The following is a 17,735-nucleotide window of genomic DNA, read 5'->3' on the forward strand; positions in this document are numbered from 1 at the left end:
TGCACCTCACAGTGAGCGGGCGGTCACATTAGGTGCGCGAAACGATAGGCCTTCAGGGCCGGACCAGCAACGGTTGGAACGCAGCCCGAATGTTCGCCGCAGTCGGCTCCACCGGCGTCGAAATCGTCTCCCCGGCGATCGGAAGCAGACCCGAGCTGTCGGTGTAGACCGCTGGGCAGGCCGGACCATCGATCACCACCTTGGCGGCCTTCACCAGCCGGCCGGTACGCATCGCGTAGACCTTCACCGGAACCACGACCTTGCGGAACGTGCGGTAGAAGTCGAAGTTGTAGCCCTCGCGAACGTACGGGCAGGTCCTGATCGCCGGTCCGTCCTCCACCTCTTCGGTGCAGATCACCACCGAGGCATTGGTCGGCACTGTGGTCTTCCACTGGCTCGGCAACTGGCTCGCGTACCCCTCCTGCGCGCCGAGGATGAGGGCGCGGTTCACCCCGCCGCGGTAGCGCGGCGCACCGCCGTACGCGGCCGGCTTGGCGCAGTACTCCCCCGAGTCGATCAGTCCACGGATGTCGAGCAACTGCACCTTCAGCGTGGCCACGACCAGCGCGGCCCGCGCTTTGGAGGTGACGGGAGCCTTGGGATACCGGGCGATCAGCTCCCGATACCGGTACGACGCCGCGCGCCACTGAGCGGCCTTGGCCTCGGACTGCGCGCACGCGAACTGGTTGCCGGGCACGAGACCGTCGCCGACGGGACCCGCCTTGTCCAGTATGTTCCGCGTCTTCTGGCGATCCCGCAGCCAGGTGGCGAGCTTGACGGTGTTGCACGGGCTCTGCGCAGTCAGGCTGCCGAGGTACTCGTCGAGCACCTTCTCCACGGTCTTGTCCTGCCCCGGTTTCGCGAGCACTGCATCGAGCTTCTCGAACTGCTCGGCCAGAAGGTTCGTGTGGCCGGGCAAGGTGCCGGGTAGCATCCGCGCGATTTCGCGGAGCTCCGCACACGCCTCGACATCGGCGCCGAGCTTTTCGATACCCGGCGCGTCGGCGACACGATCGCCGTACCGGGCCTTCGATTGGGCGGCCGTGACGCCCGCGCAGTCCCCGGCCGCGCGGGCCTCGGCGACATCGCGCTGGATGCCGGCGGCGTCGTACCGGAAGAAGCCGCCGGCCAGGAGGACCGGAACCGTGACACACAGGGCCATCACGCGCTGCTCGCGCACCGGCCGCGTGCCGGGCTTCCCGGCCGCAGTCCAGCCGTGCACCACGACCGCGACCCACCACACCGCCAGCGCGATCTCGCACCACAACGCCTTCTGTGACACCAGGATCAGCACGAGCGCCACCGTGATCACCTGCGCAGCGATCGCCAACCGCCAGCGACGCAACAGCATGTAGCCGACGCCGAGCAACGACGCGTTCCCAAGGGCAGCAGCCAACCGGTCATCTTTCATACCGAAAGCCTGACCGCTGACGACCCGTCGTCACGCGCTGTGGCGTCAAGCTGCCATCAGAGCCGGATCGACTTGTGGTTCATGAACTCCTCGATACCGGCGGGGCCGAGTTCGCGGCCGATGCCGGAACGTTTGATGCCGCCGAACGGGAGGTCGGCCTGGGAACCGCCGGCGCGGTTGAAGTAGATCATTCCGGCGTCGATGCGATCCGCGACCCGACGCAGCCGATCCGGGTCGGTACCCCAGACACTGGCGCCGAGACCGAACGGCGTGTCGTTGGCGATGCGGATCGCATCGTCGTCGTCGGCCGCCTTGAAGACGATCGCGACCGGGCCGAAGATCTCTTCGTGGTAAGCGTCCATGCCGGGCACGACATCGGTGAGGACGGTCGCCTCGAGGTAGGCGCCGGGGCCGATTCGTCGGCCGCCCGCCTTGAGCGTTGCGCCTTGCTCGACCGCTTTCGCCACCTGGCCGGCGACCTCATCGGCGGCCGCGATCGAGGCGAGCGGCGGCAATTTGGTCTTCGGGTCGGCCGGATCGCCGGGCACGTAGTACTCGGCGACACGCTTGGTCAGCCGATCGACATACTCGTCGTACAGGTCGGCGAGCACGATGATCCGCTTGGGCGCGTTGCACGACTGACCGCAGTTCCGCATCCGGGCGGTCGCGGTGGCGTTGACCGTCTCGTCCATGTCCGCGGTGTCGAGGATGATCAACGGGTCCGAACCACCGAGTTCGAGCACGGTCTTCTTCAGGTTCTTCCCGGCCTCGGCCGCGACCGAGATCCCGGCCTGCTCACTGCCGGTCAGCGAGACGCCCATGATGCGCGGGTCAGCCAGGATGCCCGGGATCTGCCGGCTGGACGCATAGGTGTTCACATACACGCCGTCCGGTACGCCGGCCGCGTGCAGGATCTCCTCGATCGCCTGCGCCGACCGCGGGCAGATCGACGCGTGCTTGAGCAGGATCGTGTTCCCCAGCACCAGGTTCGGCGCCACGAACCGCGCCACCTGATAACACGGGAAGTTCCACGGCATGATCCCGAGCAGGGCTCCGATCGGCCCCTTGGTGATCACCGCCCGGCCGCCCTTCACCGTCAACGGCTCGTCCGCCAGCAACGCCGGCCCGTGCTCGGCGTAGTACCGGAAGATGTCGACGACGATGCCGACCTCCCCCAGCCCTTCGTTGACCCGCTTCCCCATCTCCTGCGTCATGATCGAGGCAAGCTCGGCAGCCCGCTCTTCGAAGAGGTCCGCGGCCCGGGCCACGATCGCGGCCCGCTCCCCGACAGGTAGCGCACGCCACCCCGGGTACGCCGCATGCACCCGCCCGATCGCGTCGCGAACCTCCTCCTCCGTCGAGTTCGCCACTTCCTCCACCAGCACACCCGTCGCCGGGTCGGTGACCGTGTACATAGCTCCTCCATCCCACGCCGCCAATGCCCGGCCAGACTAACCACAGAATCACATACTGTATACAGTCATCTCATTTGTTGTGGTCAGGGGTGTAAGGAGGCATGCTCATGGCTGTTCGAAAATCCCCGCCCATCGTCGATCGGATGCCCGCCCGTGTCTGAGCAACGGAAATATCGTGTCGCCCTGCGTGTGGTCGCCGTACTGGCGGCCATTTCGGTGCCGAGTCTGGCCCTGGCCGCGCCGAGTGCGACCGCTCCCCCGGATCCCGCGAACGCCTGGCAGTACCCGCACTGGCCGCAGCAGCAGCCCTGGCAGGAGTCCGGCGCGGACAAGCGCGTCGCGACCGTCGGAGCGAACGGGCTGCCGGGGCCGATTGATCCGCAGAACTGGGAGAACCCGGACCACATGACGTGGTCGGACTACAAGAAGCCGCCCGGGACGAACTGGTCGGACCCGAACGTGAAGGGGTCGCAGCGCACGTTCAAGGGTGCGTTGGTGCTGCTGGACTACCCGAACGCGGACTTCGTCGTCACGAAGCCGAAGGGGTCGACCGTGTTCGGCAACCCGAGTGCGGAGGCGAGCGGCGTACCGCGTGATCAGGTCGGGAAGTTCTACCAGAACCTGCTGAACACGCCCGGCGCGCTCAACCGCGGTCACACCCTGCACGAGTACTGGATGGAGGACTCCGGCGGCCGGTACGGCGTCGAACTCACGTCCTTCGGTCCGTACCGGATGCCGGGGAAGTCGCACGAGTACGCGATGGAGATGCAGAAGCCGAGCGACTGCCCGGCCGGCGACACCTGCACCAAGAACATCCGCACCGACGGCCGGGCCGCGTGGGTGGCCGACCAGGGCACCCAGGTGCCGGCCGGGTTCGACTTCGTGTTCTTCCTCAGCGCGGGTCAGGACGAGTCGTCGACCTGGCAGGAGTTCGGGCCGATGAAGTTCCCGACCAAGGAAGACGTCAGCGACGAGTTCGGCCCGCCGGACCCGGCCATGCCGAACTGGTCCGACACCCGGTACGTCGAGTGGACGTCGTGGGCGTCCGGTTCGACGATCTGGCCGAACGCCGGCGGCGGGTCGTCGACCCAGGCCGAGAGCTCCGGGATGAGTGTGTACGCGCACGAGTTCAGCCACATCCTCGGGATCGGCGACAACTACAACAACCCGTTCAGCATCCCGGCGCGGCGTGACTACAGCGGACCGTGGGAGATGCTCAGCCGCGGCACGTTCAACGGGCCAGGTGGTCCGCACAGCCGGTGGATGATCCCGGCGACCGGTGGGGCCTCGATGGGTGCGCAACACATGCTGCGCAACAAGATCAAGCTCAACATGGTCGACGAGCAGAACGTCCTGCGCCTGTCTCGGGAAGCGCTCTCTGGTTCCGGGGTCGTGATCGCCGATGTCACCGCGCGGACCAATGACCCGGGTCCTAAGGGGCTCGCCGGCGTGAACATCCAGCTTGGTGGTGCCGGTGATCTCGCGCCGCCGTGTGACACGTCGAAGGATCCGTTCTGTGACGGCCGCGGCTACCAGAACTACACGGTCGAGGTCGTCGACCGGATGGGCACGGACTCGTTCACTCCCGACTCCGGTGTCCTGCTGGCGAAGACCAAGAACCAGGACGCGGCGCCGTTCGAGTGGGTCATCGACGCCAACCCGCAGGACATCAATATGACCGACTACGTGCTGCCGGACGGCACCAAGGTCCCGATCACGATCGGCGACTACCGCCAGTTGTCCGACGCGCTCTTCCACGCGGGCACGAACTCGGGCAGCGAGTACGAGTACACCGACACCGCCAACCGTCTGCACTTCTACATCACCAACGTACGGCGGGACCGCGCCGGCGTGCTCTCGTACACGGTCGCGATCCGCTCACTCGACGGTTCCGGGGCGCAGAAGCGCGGTGTCCGCGTGCAGCCGACTGTCGCCGTACCGGGTCGTGCCGGTGTGCAGACCTGCAACTTCAAACTCACCAACACCGGCAAGGCCGGCGCCACGTCGGAGCACCCCGAGGACATCTCGGCGTACCTGAAGGGTGACGTCTACCGCTTGTCCGCCAAGGTGAACGGCAAGGAGTGGTCGGTCTCGCTCCCGAACGCCCTCACCACCGCAAACGCCGGCCAGCAAGTCACCGTCCCGGTCTACGCGAAGGCCGGCCAGGGCCCGGTCGCCAAGATCACCTTGACCGCGAAGTCGGAGAGCGATCCCTCGAAGACCGCCTCCGCAACCTGCGTCGCCATCAAGCGCTGACCACGGTTCGCCGCGTCTTCGGTCTCAGGTGAGGCCGAAGACGCGGCGCGCGTTGCCGCTCAGGAACAGGTCTTGAGCTTCGGCGTCGAGATCCAGGATCTCGAGACCAGAGAGCGCTTTCTCGGGCGAGATCATCGGGTAGTTCGTCCCGAAGAGAACCTTGCCGCGACCGTGCGTGCGCAGGTAGGCGACGAGCTCGGGTGGGTAGCGCTGGATCGTGTATGCCGACGTGTCGATGTAGACGTTCGGATACTTGGTGGAGAGCGCGATCATCTCGACGGTCCAGGGGTACCCGATGTGACCGCCCACGATTGTCAGCTCCGGGAAGTCGAGAGCGACCTCGTCGAGATACGGGATCGGTCGTCCGGGCTCGGACGACCGCAACGGACCGGTGTGCCCGACCTGCGTGCAGAACGGAATCCCGAGCTCCACACACTCGGCGTACAAGGGGTAGTAGCGCCGGTCGTTAGGCGGCAACCCCCACAACCACGGCACCACCCGCAGCGCGCACATCCCCAGTTCGCGGACGGCCCGCCGCAACTCCCGTACGGCGTCCATCGGTCGCCGCAGGTCAACCGACGCGACACCCACCAGCCGCTCGGGGTACTGCGCCACAAACCCCGCCACCTCGTCGTTGCTGACAAGCACGCCCTCCGGCGCATACCAGGCGCTGATCAGCCCAACCTCAACCCCACCGGCATCCATCGCCGCAATAGTCCGCCCCACCGGCACCTCGGCCGAGAACTCCTCCCCAGTCCACCGCCGCAACGACTCCAGCCAGTCCTGCTCCAACATCCGCCGAGTCGGATGCTGCATCCACGCGTCGACCACCATCAGCTCCACCTCTCCACGCCGGGCGCACTCAACAGATAGCGTCGTACAAGCTCGTCATCCCACCCATGCGCCTCGCGCAACCCGGTGACGATCCATTGCAAGTACGACGCCGCCGGCGCGACCGGCTCGAGGTCAGCCACCGACCCATGCGTGATGGTGAACATCGGGAACCCGTCGTACTCCCCTAGCCGCACCACGGTCTCGTACCGGCCCGGCCCCATCGTGTGCAGCTCTACCACCTCCGGCAGCAGCGCCGCGAGCTTGCGGGCGAACTCCCCGCCGGGCTCGCGCCACATCTCCTGCGCCGCGACATCACCGAACTGATCCGCGGTGAGCAGATAGGCGCGCCCCGCAACCTTGCGGGGCGCCGCGGGATCAAAGAACGCGGAGCCGCCACCCCACACCTTCGACTCCCCCGCAAACAGCAGACCGCCATCAACCTCGACGCCCTCGATGCGGGTCGGCGCGGTGTGATCTCGGCAGCCTGGATAGGTGCGGGCTCCACCGGAGGGGCGGCCGCCGGCGAGGTAGCAAGTGAAGCGATCGAGGGCGAGGTTGGAGCCGTACGCGACGTACCAGACGCGATCCACCGAGAGTTACCTTCCGCTTCGAGTGATCATAAAGGTGTGAAACTGCTTAATTGGGAACAGGAAAGTTCATCTTCCGTCGGTTAATCGTTCAGGTTAGGGTGCCTGCGATGCAGTGCCCGTGGTTGACACTCCATCCGCCCCACCCGTCCGACAGGAGACACCCATGCCAGACATCAATCGCCGCAGGTTCCTGCAGCTGGCCGGAGCTTCGGCCGGCTTCGCTGCGATGGCGAACAGTATCGAGCAGGCCGCTGCGATCCCGGCGCATCGCCAGTGCGGCGACATCAACGACGTCGAGCACATCGTCGTACTGATGCAGGAGAACCGGTCGTTCGACCATTACTTCGGCACCATGAAGGGGGTCCGCGGTTTCGGGGATCCGCGGCCGGTGACGTTGCCGAGCGGGAAGCCGGTCTACTACCAGCGGGACAAGACAGGCAAGGAGATCCCGCCGTTCCACCCGGATGCCGACGACCTCGGGCTGCAGTTCCTGACCGGGCTTCCGCACAGCTGGCCGGACGGGCACCTGGGCATCAACGGCGGCAAGTACGACCAGTGGATCCCGGCCAAGGGTGTCCCCACGATGGCGTACCTGACGCGCGAGGACATCCCGTTCCACTACGCGCTCGCGGACAAGTTCACGCTGTGCGATTCGTACCACTGCTCGTTCATCGGCGCGACCGACCCGAACCGGTACTACCTGTGGTCCGGCTACACCGGGAACGACGGCACCGGCGGCGGCCCGGTTCTCGGCAATGACGAGCTCGGCTACGGCTGGACGACGTACCCGGAGCGGCTCGAGCAGGCCGGTGTGTCGTGGAAGGTCTACCAGGACATCGGCGACGGCCTGGACGCGGCGGGCAGCTGGGGCTGGATCGAGGACGCTTACCGCGGCAACTACGGCGACAACTCGTTGCTGTACTTCAACAACTACCGCAACGCGAAGCCCGGCGACGTTCTCTACGAGAAGGCCCGGACCGGTACGAACGCCAAGGCCGGCGAGGATTACTTCGGCCAGCTGCGTGCGGACGTGCAGGCCAACCGGCTCCCGAAGATCTCCTGGATCGCGGCCCCCGAAGCGTTCAGCGAGCACTCCAACTGGCCGACCAACTACGGCGCCTGGTACATCTCCCGCGTCCTCGACGCCCTCACCTCGAACCCGAAGGTGTGGAGCAAGACCGCGCTCTTCATCACGTACGACGAGAACGACGGCTTCTTCGACCACATCGTCCCGCCGTTCCCCCCGAAGGACGCGAACCAAGGCCTGTCCACAGTCGACGTTGCCCCGGACAACTTCCCCGGCGACAAGAAGTACACCGCCGGCCCGTACGGCCTCGGACCGCGCGTCCCGATGTTCGTCGTGTCCCCGTGGAGCACCGGCGGCTACACGTGTTCCGAGGTCTTCGACCACACCTCCGTGATCCGCTTCATGGAGAAGCGATTCGGCGTCGAAGAGCCGAACATCTCGCCGTGGCGGCGCGCGATCTGCGGTGACCTCACTTCCGCCTTCGACTTCGGTACGGCGGACAGCCGGCCGGTCCCGCTCCCCGACACCTCGGACTACGAGCCGCCGGACAACGAGCGGCACCCGTCGTACGTCCCCGCGCCACCCGCGGTCGGCGCCGTCCCCGCGCAGGAACGCGGCTCCCGCCGTACCAGGCCGTTGCCCTACGCATCGACCATCGACGGCGCTTCGGCCAACGGTCGTTACACCTTGACGTTCGCGTCCGGAGCTCACGCCGGCGCGCAGTTCCTGGTGACCGCGGCCAACCGCGCCGACGGCCCCTGGACGTACACGACCTCGGCCGGGAAATCGCTCTCTGACAGCTGGAACGCGACCGCGTACGGCGGCATCTACGACCTGACCGTGCACAGCGCGAACGGCTTCCTCCGCGGTTTCAAGGGCAAGCCGGCCACCACCCTCGAGGTCACCGGCCGCGACACCCGCACCGGCGACTTCAAGCTCACCCTCACCACCGACGTCGCCCGCAAGGTCACCATCACCAACGCCTACGGCGGCACCCCGAAGACCCTCAACCTCCAACCCGGCACGACCACTCACACCGTCACCACCACCCGCCGCTGGTACGACGTCACCGTCACCACTCCGACCGATACGTCGTACCAACGCCGCTTCGCCGGCCACGTCGAAACCGGCACCCCTGGTCTCAGCGATCCGGCCATCCGCACGGTCTGACTCGTCGCGGTTAGAGGATGGGAGCTTCCGGCGCCGGGGCAGCCTTGGCGTCGGAACGTTCCTGGTCCTCGAGTTCGTCGACCGTGATGCGGTTCGTCCAGCGGTTGTCGGGGTCGGGTTGCGGGATGGAGTCGAGCAGGAGTTTGGTGTACGGGTGGCTCGGCTCGTGCATGACTGTGGAGACCGGGCCGCGTTCGACGATCTCGCCCTTGGTGATCACCATGACTTCGCCGCCGAGGTAGTAGACGGTGGACAGGTCGTGGGTGATGAAGAGCGTGGTCATGCCGTGCTCACGCTGGAAGTCGAGCAGGATGTCCAGGAAGTGCTTGCGGACTTGGGCATCCAGCATCGACACGGGTTCGTCCGCGATGATGAACGACGGCCGGAGCATGTGTACGCGGGCCAGCATGATGCGCTGGCGCTGACCGCCGGAGAGCTGATGCGGGTAACGCCCGAGAACGTTCTCCGGCTCGAGACGCACTGCTCTCAAGGACTCCTCGATCAGCTGGAGGCCCTTGGAACGGCTCTTGGTCAGGCCGAACTTCTTCACCGCCTTCCAGAGCACGCGATCGACCCGGTAGAACGGGTTGAAGATCGCGTACGGGTCCTGGAACACCGGCTGCACGTCGCGGCGATAGGCGTCGTACTCGGCACGGCTGAGTTTGAAGATGTCCTTGCCGCCGTAGAGAACGCTTCCTGAAGTCGGTTTCTGCAGACCCAGCACGTTCCGGGCGATCGTGCTCTTCCCGCTGCCGCTCTGGCCCACCAGGCTGACGACCTGCGGAGGCTGGGCGGCGAGGGTGAAGCTCACGTCGTCGACCGCGGTGATGTATCCGGCGGCGACCCCGCGGGCGTGGAATCGTTGCTGGACATTGCGGAGCTCGAGCTCGGACTTCATTGTGCTCTCCTTCCGACCCGCGGAATCGAGTCGATGAGCTGGCGGGTGTAGGTGTCCTGCGGATCCTTGAACACCTGCCGTACGTCGCCGACCTCGACCAGCCGGCCTTCGTACATCACCGCGACCCGGTCGGCCAGTTGCGCGTGCACGCCCATGTCGTGCGAGATCACCATCAGCGTCACTCCGAAGTCGGTGCGCAGATCGGCGAGCGACTGCAGGATCACCCGCTGGATCGTCACGTCCAGAGCGGTGGTCGGTTCGTCCGCGATCACGAGATCAGGTTCCAGGGCTACCGCGATCGCCATCAGCACTCGCTGCTTCATCCCGCCGGACAACTCGTGCGGATACATCCGGGCGACACGCGGCTCCAGACCCACCTGACTCAGCAGCCGCGGGATCAGCTCACCGAGTGAATCCTTGCGCGCCGGCGCGTGTTCCAGGATCACGTCCTTGAACTGGTCCTGAACGCGCATCACCGGATTCAGCGAACTCATGGATCCCTGTGGGAGATACGAGAGAGCGCTCCATCGCAGGACCCGGAGTTCCTCGCCGTTCACCTTCAGCAGGTCGACCGGCGACCGCCCGGCCGGGTGGAACATCACCGAACCGGCCGTCACCTTGCCTGGTGGTTTGAGCAGCCGCAGCAGCGCCACGGCGAGCGTGCTCTTCCCGCTGCCCGACTCCCCCGCGATCCCGAGGATCTCGCCTCGGCGGACGGCGAGATCCAGCCCGCGAACAGCCTGCACGTCGCCGCGGTTGGTCGAGTAGGTGACGTCGAGACCCTTGATCTCCAGCACCGACCCGGAGTCGGTCGAGGTCCCCTTGTGCTTGGCGGATTCCTTCACCGATTCACTCACCGGCCACTCCCCTCAGGCGTGGGTTGTAGACCTCTTCGAGCCCGATGTTCACCATGTTCAGCGCGGCGAACAGCAAGGTCAGCAAGACGATCGGTACGACGAACATCGGCCAGGCGCCGAGGGTCAGCGCGCCGGTGTTGATCGCGTTGAAGATGATCTGGCCGAGGTCGATCACGCCACCCGGCCCGAGCCCGATGATCTCCAGACCGACCAGCCCGAAGATCGCGCCCAGCGCCGACGACGCGAACCCGACCCCGATGAACGGCAGCAGGTTCGGCAGCAGTTCGGTGGTGATGATCTCCAGGTCGCGGGCCTTGCTCACGCGGGCCAGATCGACGTACGGCCGCGACCGCAGACTGAGCACCTGGGCGCGGATCGTCTTGGCCGCGAACGGCCAGGCGAAGATCGAGATCATCACGCCGACCTGGAACAAACTCACGTTCTTCGCGTACGCAGAGAGTGCGATCAGCAACGGGAACGTCGGGATCACCAGCAGGATCCCGGTGAACGTCGAGAGGATCCCGTCGATCCAGCCGCCCTTGTACCCGGCCACGAACGCCACGATCACCCCGACCACCGTCGAGATCACGCCGGCGATCGCGCCGATCTGGAGAGACACCGAGAGAGCGCTCACCACCATCGCCAGCACGTCCCGCCCGAACTGGTCGGTGCCGAGCAGATGATCGGGCCCGGGCACCAGCCACCGCTCGTACGCCGCGAGTTCCAGCGGGTCCGTCGATCCGCCGATCCCCTTGACGATCAGCGGGCTGAGCAGCGCGATCAGCACCATCACGAACAGGATCGCCAGCCCGATCGCCAACCGCCGGCTGTTCCGGATCGTCCGCAGTACAGCTGTCAGGATTCTCATGAGCATCACTTCCAGTACTTGACGCGCGGGTCAAGCAACGGGAGGAGGAGATCGAGCAGGAGGACGGCGGTCAGGACGGAGAAGATCGCGATATCCGTGACGCCGAGAATGGTGTTGAAGTCGAGCTGCTGGATCGCGGTGACGAGGGTCGTCCCGAGACCCGGATAGTTGAACAGCTGCTCGACCAGGACGTTGCCGTTGAAGATGAAGCCGAGCGAGATGCCGAACGCGGTGACCTGCGGCAGGTAGCAGTTGCGCAGCGCGTACCGGGTCAGGATCCGCCACGGCTTCAGGCCCTTGGCCTCGGCGTACACGAGGTAGTCCTCACCGAGCACGGGCACCATCAGCATCCGCGTCGACAGGATCCAGCCGAAGGTCCCGATCAGCACGATCGACAACCCCGGCAGCAACCCGTACTTCAGCAAACTGCCGATGAAGGCCGGACTGAAGCCCGGATTGATATTGGAGTCGTACGCCGAGCGCGCCGGTAGCCAGCCCAGTGAGTACGCGAAGATGTAAACCAGGATCAGCGCCACGAAGAAGAACGGAACGTGAGAGAGCGCGATCGACAGGTTCGTCATGATCCGCGACCCGAGCTTGCCGCGCCGCCAGCCCGCGACCGCGCCGAGCGCCAGCCCGAGGACCCACGCCAGTACGGCGGAGATCCCGAGCAGGCCGATTGTCCAGGGCAACGATCGCAGGATCACGTCCTGCGCAGGCGTCGGGTAGCTGATCAGCGACGGCCCGAGATCGCCGTGCAGGATCAGCTTCTTCATGTAGACCAGGTACTGCGACAGCAGGTTCCCGTCGAGTCCGAACTCGGCGCGGTACCGGGCGATGATCTCGGCCGAGGCCTGCTGGTTGTAGATGTAGTTCTGCTGCAGGCTCTGGATCAGCGTCTGGATCGGATCACCGGGCATCAACCGGAAGAAGAAGAACGCGATGGTGAGCGCTCCCCACAGCTCCACCAGGTACAGCCCGAACCGGCGCACGGCGTACGCCGCCAGCGGGTGCCGCGACATCCAGGCCCGCACCCCCGACGCCGGGGATGCGGAGTCCTGGCTGTTGCCTGTAGCAACCGCCGGCGGGGCCTCCGCCGTCACGCCGGGCCCTTCGTACCGGTGGGCTTGATCTTGGCGAGGATGAACATGAAGTGCTGCCACCAGTTCAGCGGCACCTGGTACAGATCCTCGTCGGTCGGCCAGCCGGTCCAGAAGACGGTGTTGAAGTACGACGGGTAGCCGGTCTGGATCACCGGCAGCAACGGCAGGTCCTGGAAGTAGATCTCCAGAGCCTGGTCGAGCAGCGGCTTCGCCTCCGGAGCCGCCGGGTCCATCGCGGCGAGCTGGCGCGACAGGGTGTCGAACTTCGGGTTCCGGTAGCGCATCTTGTTCTTGCCGGCCGCGTTCTTGCCGATCGGCTGCGCCCGGGTGCTCTCCCAGTCGGCGTACAGCTGCGCGGGGTCGAACGAGATGCCGGCCCAGTTGGAGTCGATGTCGTACTCACCGCGCTCGAACTTCTCACCGTGCACGCTGCCGGACAGGCTGCGCAGCGTCGCCGGTACGCCGACCTTCGCCAGCTCGGTCTTGAGCACGTTGGCGATCGCGTACTCGCCACCGTCGACCGGTGAGGCTGTGATGATCTCGAGGTTGACCTCCTTACCCTTGTACGCGCGCTTCCCGGCGGCGTTCTTCGGGCAGATCTGGTCGAGCAGCTCGGTCGCCTTCTGCGGGTTGAACTCGAACTTGTACTTGTTCGCGATCTCGTCGTTCTTCCACTTCTCATTGGTCGGGTAGTCCGCCCACGGGTAGATCGCCGGTGGCACCTCGACCGGCCAGATCGACTTGCCGATCTTCTCCCGGTCCAGGCAGTAGTTGATCGCCCAGCGCATCTTCGGCTCCGAGATGACCCCGCGCGACGGGTCGCAGTTCAGCCACAGCACCCGCGGGTTCGGGTCGTTGAACTGGGTGGTGACCAGGTTCGGGTACCCGGTGTTGCGCAGCTGCTTGGCGTGCTGCTCGTCGATCGAGCCGACGTCGAACTCGGCCCGCTCGAACGCGAGCGCGGCCTGGTCGGCCTGTTTCGACGTGCTCTGGTAGACGACGAACTGGGGTCCGACGTCGAGCTTGCCCTTGTTCCAGTAGTTCGGATCCTTCTCCCAGACGAACATCTTCTGGTTCCGGATCGCCTGCTTGAGCTTGTACGGCCCGCTCTTGACCGGCGGGTTGTTCTTGAACTTCGTCGGGTCCTGCGACTTCCAGATGTGCTCCGGCATGATGTCGAACCCGGCGTAGATCGCGGAGATGAAGTTGTAGTGGAACCGCGGCGTCGCCTTGGTCAGCTTGATCACCGCGGTCTGCGGATCCGGGACCGCGATCTCCTTGACGAACTCCTTCAGCTCGCCGCCGCCACCGAACAGCTCCGGGCGGTCGCGCAGCAGCATCACGGTGAACTTGAAGTCGTTCGCAGTGAGCGGTTTCCCGTCGCTCCACTTCGCCGCCGGATCGAAGTTGATCGTCAGCTCGGTGTGGTCGGCGTTGTACTTGTATCCGGTGGCCAGCCAGGGAGTCAGCTCACCGGTGGCGAAACTGAGGTAGAACATGGCTTCGCGGCACATCTCGTAGCCGCCGCTGCCCGGCGCGCCGTTCGGGATCAGGTTGTTGAAGCTGTCGAAGACGGTGAACTCGACCTGGCCGACGATCAACGTCTGATCCCGCGGGACCGGGATGTTGGCCTTGCCGATCTGGACCGACTTCGTCGCCACGGGCTTGTTGTTCGCGGGCTTGTCCGAGTACGAGCCACCACCGGAGCACGCGGCCAGCAGACCGGTCAGCGCGGCCGCGGCACCTCCGCCGACCAGGCTGCGCCGGCTGAGTTGGTAGCGGACAACCTCGGCGACGTCTTCGAACTGCGGGCGCGGCCCTTCGTTGCTGGCGGGCGCGGTGTTCCTGTCAGGGACTGTGCTCATGACGAAAGTCACCTCAGTTTCCGTTGCGTTGACCGGACCATCACCGACCGAGAGGTGCCACGGACTATAAGTAGCGTTGACAACGTTGGCAAGAGTTCATTGCCACGTTGCAAAACTGAGCCCAAACCCGCAGATCAGTCGATATACCAACCTCTGACAACGATGTTTCGCTGTCCGTGACCACGTGAACGAGTGGTCACACCGTGGTTGTCACACGCCGCGTCACACGGTGACCGGTTTCTCTTGGTGCAACGGCCGCATCCCGTGGCCGGTATCGGCAACTTTGGGGGAACGACAAGTGAGCAGTACGACGATCGACTACGAGGCGATCAAGAAGAACCAGCGAGCGGGCTGGGAGACCGGTGACTACCCGCGGGTGGGCAACACATTGCAGCTGATCGCGGAGCTGCTGGCCGAGGCCGCCGATGTGCACGCCGGAGAGCGCGTTCTCGACGTCGCCTGCGGCCAAGGCAACGCGGCGCTCGCGGCAGCCCGGCGGTTCGCGGAGGCGACCGGTGTCGACTACGCGGTCAACCTGCTCGATCAGGGCCGCGAACGAGCCGTCGCCGAACACCTTCCGGTGACCTTCGTCGAGGGCGATGCCGAAGACCTTCCGCTGCCGGACGCGTCGTACGACGTAGTGCTGAGCACAGTCGGCGTGATGTTCGCGCCGAATCATCAGCAGGCTGCGGACGAACTGGTCCGGGTCACCAAACCAGGCGGCCGGATCGCGCTCTCCAGCTGGACTCCGGCCGGGATGATCGGCCAGCTCTTCAAAGCCGTGTCGAAGTGGGCCCCGCCGCCGGCCGGCGTCCGGTCCCCCACCCTGTGGGGCACCGAACAGCACCTGCACGAGCTGTTCGGCGACCGGGTCGAGTTCACCGCGATCACCAAGCGGGAGCACGTGTTCCGCTACCACTCGCCGGAGCACTTCGCGCAGTGGTTCATCGACAACTACGGTCCGATCACGCGGCTGGCCGGGACGCTCGACGATGCGGACCGATACCGGTTCGCCGCCGAACTCGCCGACGTACCGCGAGCGTTCGACTACGCAACCGACGGCACGGTCGCTGCCCGGGCCGAATATCTCGAGGTGGTGGGAATCCGCCGCTGATCCAGTACGCCGAGCCCTCGGCGGATCGGGATCTCCAGGTGACACTGGAGATCTCAGGCGAGGGGGCGAGATCTCTGGTGCGGGATGTTCCGGTCGTCGAGATCCGGTTGCTCGGTCCGCCGAGGGTGGAGCGGAACGGCGCCGCGGTCCGGCAACCGCGAGGACGGAAGGCCTGGGGGCTGCTCGGCTATCTGTTACTGGCCGAGCGGCCACCCAGCCGCCGACGACTGTCCGACCTGTTCTTCGCCGACGCCGACGATCCACTCGGCGCACTGCGCTGGTCGTTGGCCGAGCTCCGGCGCGCGATCGGCGTACCGGGCCTGCTCACCGGCGATCCGGTCCTGACCGGCGCCATGACTGCCGACGTACTGCGACTGGCCGCCGCGAGCGACGACGACCTGCTCGCGACCGGTGAATTGCTCGAGGGAATCGAGCTCGAGTCCTGCCCGGAGTTCGAGTCCTGGTTGCTCCTCGAACGTCGTCGGATCGCGAGTGAGATCGAGGCTCAGCTACGCCAGAGAGCGATCTCCCGGCTCGCGTCCGGCCAGGCCGAGGCGGCCATTCCCTTTGCTGCCAAGGCCGTTGACATCGATCCGCACAAACAGGGAAATCACGAGCTCCTCATCCGCAGCCTGGCCGCCTCCGGCGATCGGATCGCAGCCCTGCAACGGATCTCGCAGTGTGCGGAACTGTTCCGCCGCGAGCTCGGCATCGAGGTCACCTCGTCACTACACGAAGCTGCGACACTCGTCCCAGATCCCACCCCACCGCTCAGCGGCCGAGCCGCCGCCGTGAGCCAGCTCCAGGCGGGCCGGGCCGCAATCGTCGCGGGAGCCGTCGATGCCGGTCTCCAATGTCTGCGCCAAGCCGCCACCCTCGCTGTGCAGTGTCGCGACAAGACGCTCGAAGCCCGCGCACTCGCAGCACTCGGCGGTGCGCTCGTCCACGCGATCCGCGGTCATGACGAAGAAGGCGCCATCGTCCTGCACCAAGCACTTCTCGTGGCAGAAGAGGCCGGAGAGCGCTCTACGGCCGTTCTCGCCCTCCGCGAACTCGGCTTCATCGAAGTCCAGGCCGGCCGCCGCCAGACCGCCGACAACTGGCTCACGCGCGCCCAACAACTGGCCGACACCGCCGGCGAACGCGCCGCCATCCTCGGCGTCCGCGGCATGAATGCCTCCGACCGAGGCGACTACCCCACAGCCTTCGAGCAACTAGGCGAATCCGTCGAACTCGCCGCGAGCTGCGGTGATCCCCGCCAGCAAGCCTGGTCCTGGTCCCTCGTCGGGCGCGCACACCTGCTGCGCGCCGAGTACGCCTCGGCGGCTACCGCCATCCAGGGCACACTCGACCTAGTCCGGCGCGAACGCTGGATCGCCTTCCTCCCTTGGCCCCAAGCCCTGGCAGCCGAACTCGACCTGTACGCCGGAAACCTCAACGACTCCACCACCGGCTTCGAGGAAGCCTGGGCCCTCGGCTGCCAACTCAACGACCCTTGCTGGGAAGCCATGGCCGGCCGCGGCCTCGCCCTCCTACACACCGCCCGCGGCGATCACTCAACAGCCACCGAATGGCTGGATCGCGCTCTCTCACGCGCCGGCCAGGAACCCGACCGCTACCAATGGGTCCACGCCCACGTCCTAGACGCAGCCATCACCGCAGCCCTGACCCGCAACGACACCAACCGCGCCCACCCACTAGCCGCGGCCCTGTCCACCCTCGCGGCCCGCTGCGACCTCCGCGAACTCCAAGCCCGCGCCTACCTCCACCTGGCCGCCCTAGGCGACCCGCAAGCAACCACCAGAGCACGCTCTCTCGCCCCGGGCATCGACAACCCGCACCTGCACGCTCTGCTTCAGCCGGACTCCAACAGGTCGTAGCGCTCCCGGTTCGCCCGGACCTCCTCGTGATTCTCGACGGACCAGGCCGCCATCGCGAGGACGGCGCCGAGCAGGCTCCGGCCCAGCGGGGTGAGCGCGTACTCGACGCGCGGCGGGACTTCCGGGTACGACGTCCGCGTGATCAGGCCGTCTCTGGTCAGCTGGCGCAGGGTCAGGGTCAGCATCCGCTGGGAAATGCCGGGAACCGAATGCTGCAGCTCGGTGTAGCGCAGTGGGCCGTCCGAGAGCGTGGCGACGACCAGCATCGTCCACTTGTCCCCGGTCCGCTCCATGAGCTCGCGAATGAAGTCCGGGTCTCCCGGCCAGTTGGCACACGGTCCGGCAGTGGCTCGCATCGGGTCCTCCCAGGTAAGTCACGCACATGGATGTGCCTTTTGTAAGTTTCTGATTCTAACCAATCATGGTGTTACGAACAGAAGGTAAGAA

14 protein-coding genes are annotated in these 17,735 nt (G+C 66.2%); 4 read left to right on the top strand and 10 right to left on the bottom strand.

Annotation, left to right across the window (positions count from 1 at the left end):
* Positions 1-52 precede the first annotated feature (52 nt).
* Both ACFTSF_RS21820 and ACFTSF_RS21825 read right to left on the bottom strand, forming a co-directional pair.
* Positions 53-1,411: a hypothetical protein gene (locus tag ACFTSF_RS21820; RefSeq protein ID WP_380155515.1), complete on the bottom strand. Its 1,359-nt coding sequence runs from the start codon at positions 1,409-1,411 to the stop codon at positions 53-55.
* A 56-nt stretch (positions 1,412-1,467) separates the two neighbouring features.
* Complete coding sequence (locus tag ACFTSF_RS21825) at positions 1,468-2,826, bottom strand: NAD-dependent succinate-semialdehyde dehydrogenase (protein ID WP_380155516.1); 1,359 nt, start codon at positions 2,824-2,826, stop codon at positions 1,468-1,470.
* Positions 2,827-2,979: 153 nt separating this feature from the next.
* On the opposite strand from ACFTSF_RS21825, the gene ACFTSF_RS21830 reads away from it, so the two are divergent.
* Complete coding sequence (locus tag ACFTSF_RS21830; RefSeq protein WP_380155517.1) at positions 2,980-5,082, top strand: M6 family metalloprotease domain-containing protein; 2,103 nt, start codon at positions 2,980-2,982, stop codon at positions 5,080-5,082.
* Between the two features lie 24 nt (positions 5,083-5,106).
* On the opposite strand, the gene ACFTSF_RS21835 is transcribed toward ACFTSF_RS21830, so the two are convergent.
* Together ACFTSF_RS21835 and ACFTSF_RS21840 are read right to left on the bottom strand one after the other, a co-directional pair.
* On the bottom strand, positions 5,107-5,916 hold the full coding sequence (locus ACFTSF_RS21835) for an amidohydrolase family protein (protein ID WP_380155518.1): 810 nt from the start codon (positions 5,914-5,916) through the stop codon (positions 5,107-5,109).
* Positions 5,916-6,506, bottom strand: coding sequence for a histone deacetylase (locus ACFTSF_RS21840; protein ID WP_380155520.1), 591 nt, complete (start codon positions 6,504-6,506; stop codon positions 5,916-5,918). Before ACFTSF_RS21840 ends, ACFTSF_RS21835 begins: the two co-directional genes overlap by 1 nt.
* A 163-nt stretch (positions 6,507-6,669) precedes the next feature.
* On the opposite strand from ACFTSF_RS21840, the gene ACFTSF_RS21845 reads away from it, so the two are divergent.
* Entirely contained in the window at positions 6,670-8,703 is a 2,034-nt protein-coding gene (locus tag ACFTSF_RS21845; RefSeq protein ID WP_380155521.1) for a phosphocholine-specific phospholipase C, read from the top strand.
* Positions 8,704-8,713: 10 nt separating this feature from the next.
* On the opposite strand, the gene ACFTSF_RS21850 is transcribed toward ACFTSF_RS21845, so the two are convergent.
* Genes ACFTSF_RS21850 through ACFTSF_RS21870 form a run of 5 tightly spaced genes read right to left on the bottom strand, consistent with a single transcriptional unit; the run spans position 8,714 to position 14,294 of the window.
* Entirely contained in the window at positions 8,714-9,601 is an 888-nt protein-coding gene (locus ACFTSF_RS21850; RefSeq protein WP_380155522.1) for an ABC transporter ATP-binding protein, read from the bottom strand.
* The gene (locus ACFTSF_RS21855) at positions 9,598-10,458 is read right to left on the bottom strand and encodes an ABC transporter ATP-binding protein (protein WP_380155523.1); all 861 of its coding nucleotides are present in this window, start codon (positions 10,456-10,458) and stop codon (positions 9,598-9,600) included. Before ACFTSF_RS21855 ends, ACFTSF_RS21850 begins: the two co-directional genes overlap by 4 nt.
* Entirely contained in the window at positions 10,451-11,326 is an 876-nt protein-coding gene (locus tag ACFTSF_RS21860) for an ABC transporter permease (RefSeq protein ID WP_344145979.1), read from the bottom strand. The genes ACFTSF_RS21855 and ACFTSF_RS21860 overlap by 8 nt, the downstream gene beginning before the upstream one ends.
* Before the next feature lie 5 nt (positions 11,327-11,331).
* Positions 11,332-12,429 (bottom strand): ABC transporter permease, encoded by a 1,098-nt coding sequence (locus ACFTSF_RS21865; RefSeq protein WP_380155525.1) that lies wholly within the window; start codon positions 12,427-12,429, stop codon positions 11,332-11,334.
* The gene (locus ACFTSF_RS21870) at positions 12,426-14,294 is read right to left on the bottom strand and encodes an ABC transporter substrate-binding protein (protein ID WP_380155527.1); all 1,869 of its coding nucleotides are present in this window, start codon (positions 14,292-14,294) and stop codon (positions 12,426-12,428) included. The genes ACFTSF_RS21865 and ACFTSF_RS21870 overlap by 4 nt, the downstream gene beginning before the upstream one ends.
* 298 nt (positions 14,295-14,592) lie before the next feature.
* Here ACFTSF_RS21870 and ACFTSF_RS21875 point away from each other — a divergent pair, with 298 nt between their 5' ends.
* Complete coding sequence (locus tag ACFTSF_RS21875) at positions 14,593-15,408, top strand: class I SAM-dependent methyltransferase (protein WP_380155529.1); 816 nt, start codon at positions 14,593-14,595, stop codon at positions 15,406-15,408.
* A gap of 38 nt (positions 15,409-15,446) precedes the next feature.
* Positions 15,447-17,288: a BTAD domain-containing putative transcriptional regulator gene (locus tag ACFTSF_RS21880; RefSeq protein WP_380155531.1), complete on the top strand. Its 1,842-nt coding sequence runs from the start codon at positions 15,447-15,449 to the stop codon at positions 17,286-17,288.
* On the opposite strand, the gene ACFTSF_RS21885 is transcribed toward ACFTSF_RS21880, so the two are convergent.
* Positions 17,264-17,644, bottom strand: coding sequence for a winged helix-turn-helix transcriptional regulator (locus tag ACFTSF_RS21885; RefSeq protein ID WP_380155532.1), 381 nt, complete (start codon positions 17,642-17,644; stop codon positions 17,264-17,266). The two genes, ACFTSF_RS21880 and ACFTSF_RS21885, sit on opposite strands and share 25 nt — an antisense overlap.
* Between the last annotated feature and the right edge of the window lie 91 nt (positions 17,645-17,735).

Origin of the sequence: Kribbella sp. NPDC056951 (assembly GCF_042674205.1) — a bacterium.
In the GTDB taxonomy this organism is placed as follows: domain Bacteria; phylum Actinomycetota; class Actinomycetes; order Propionibacteriales; family Kribbellaceae; genus Kribbella; species Kribbella yunnanensis.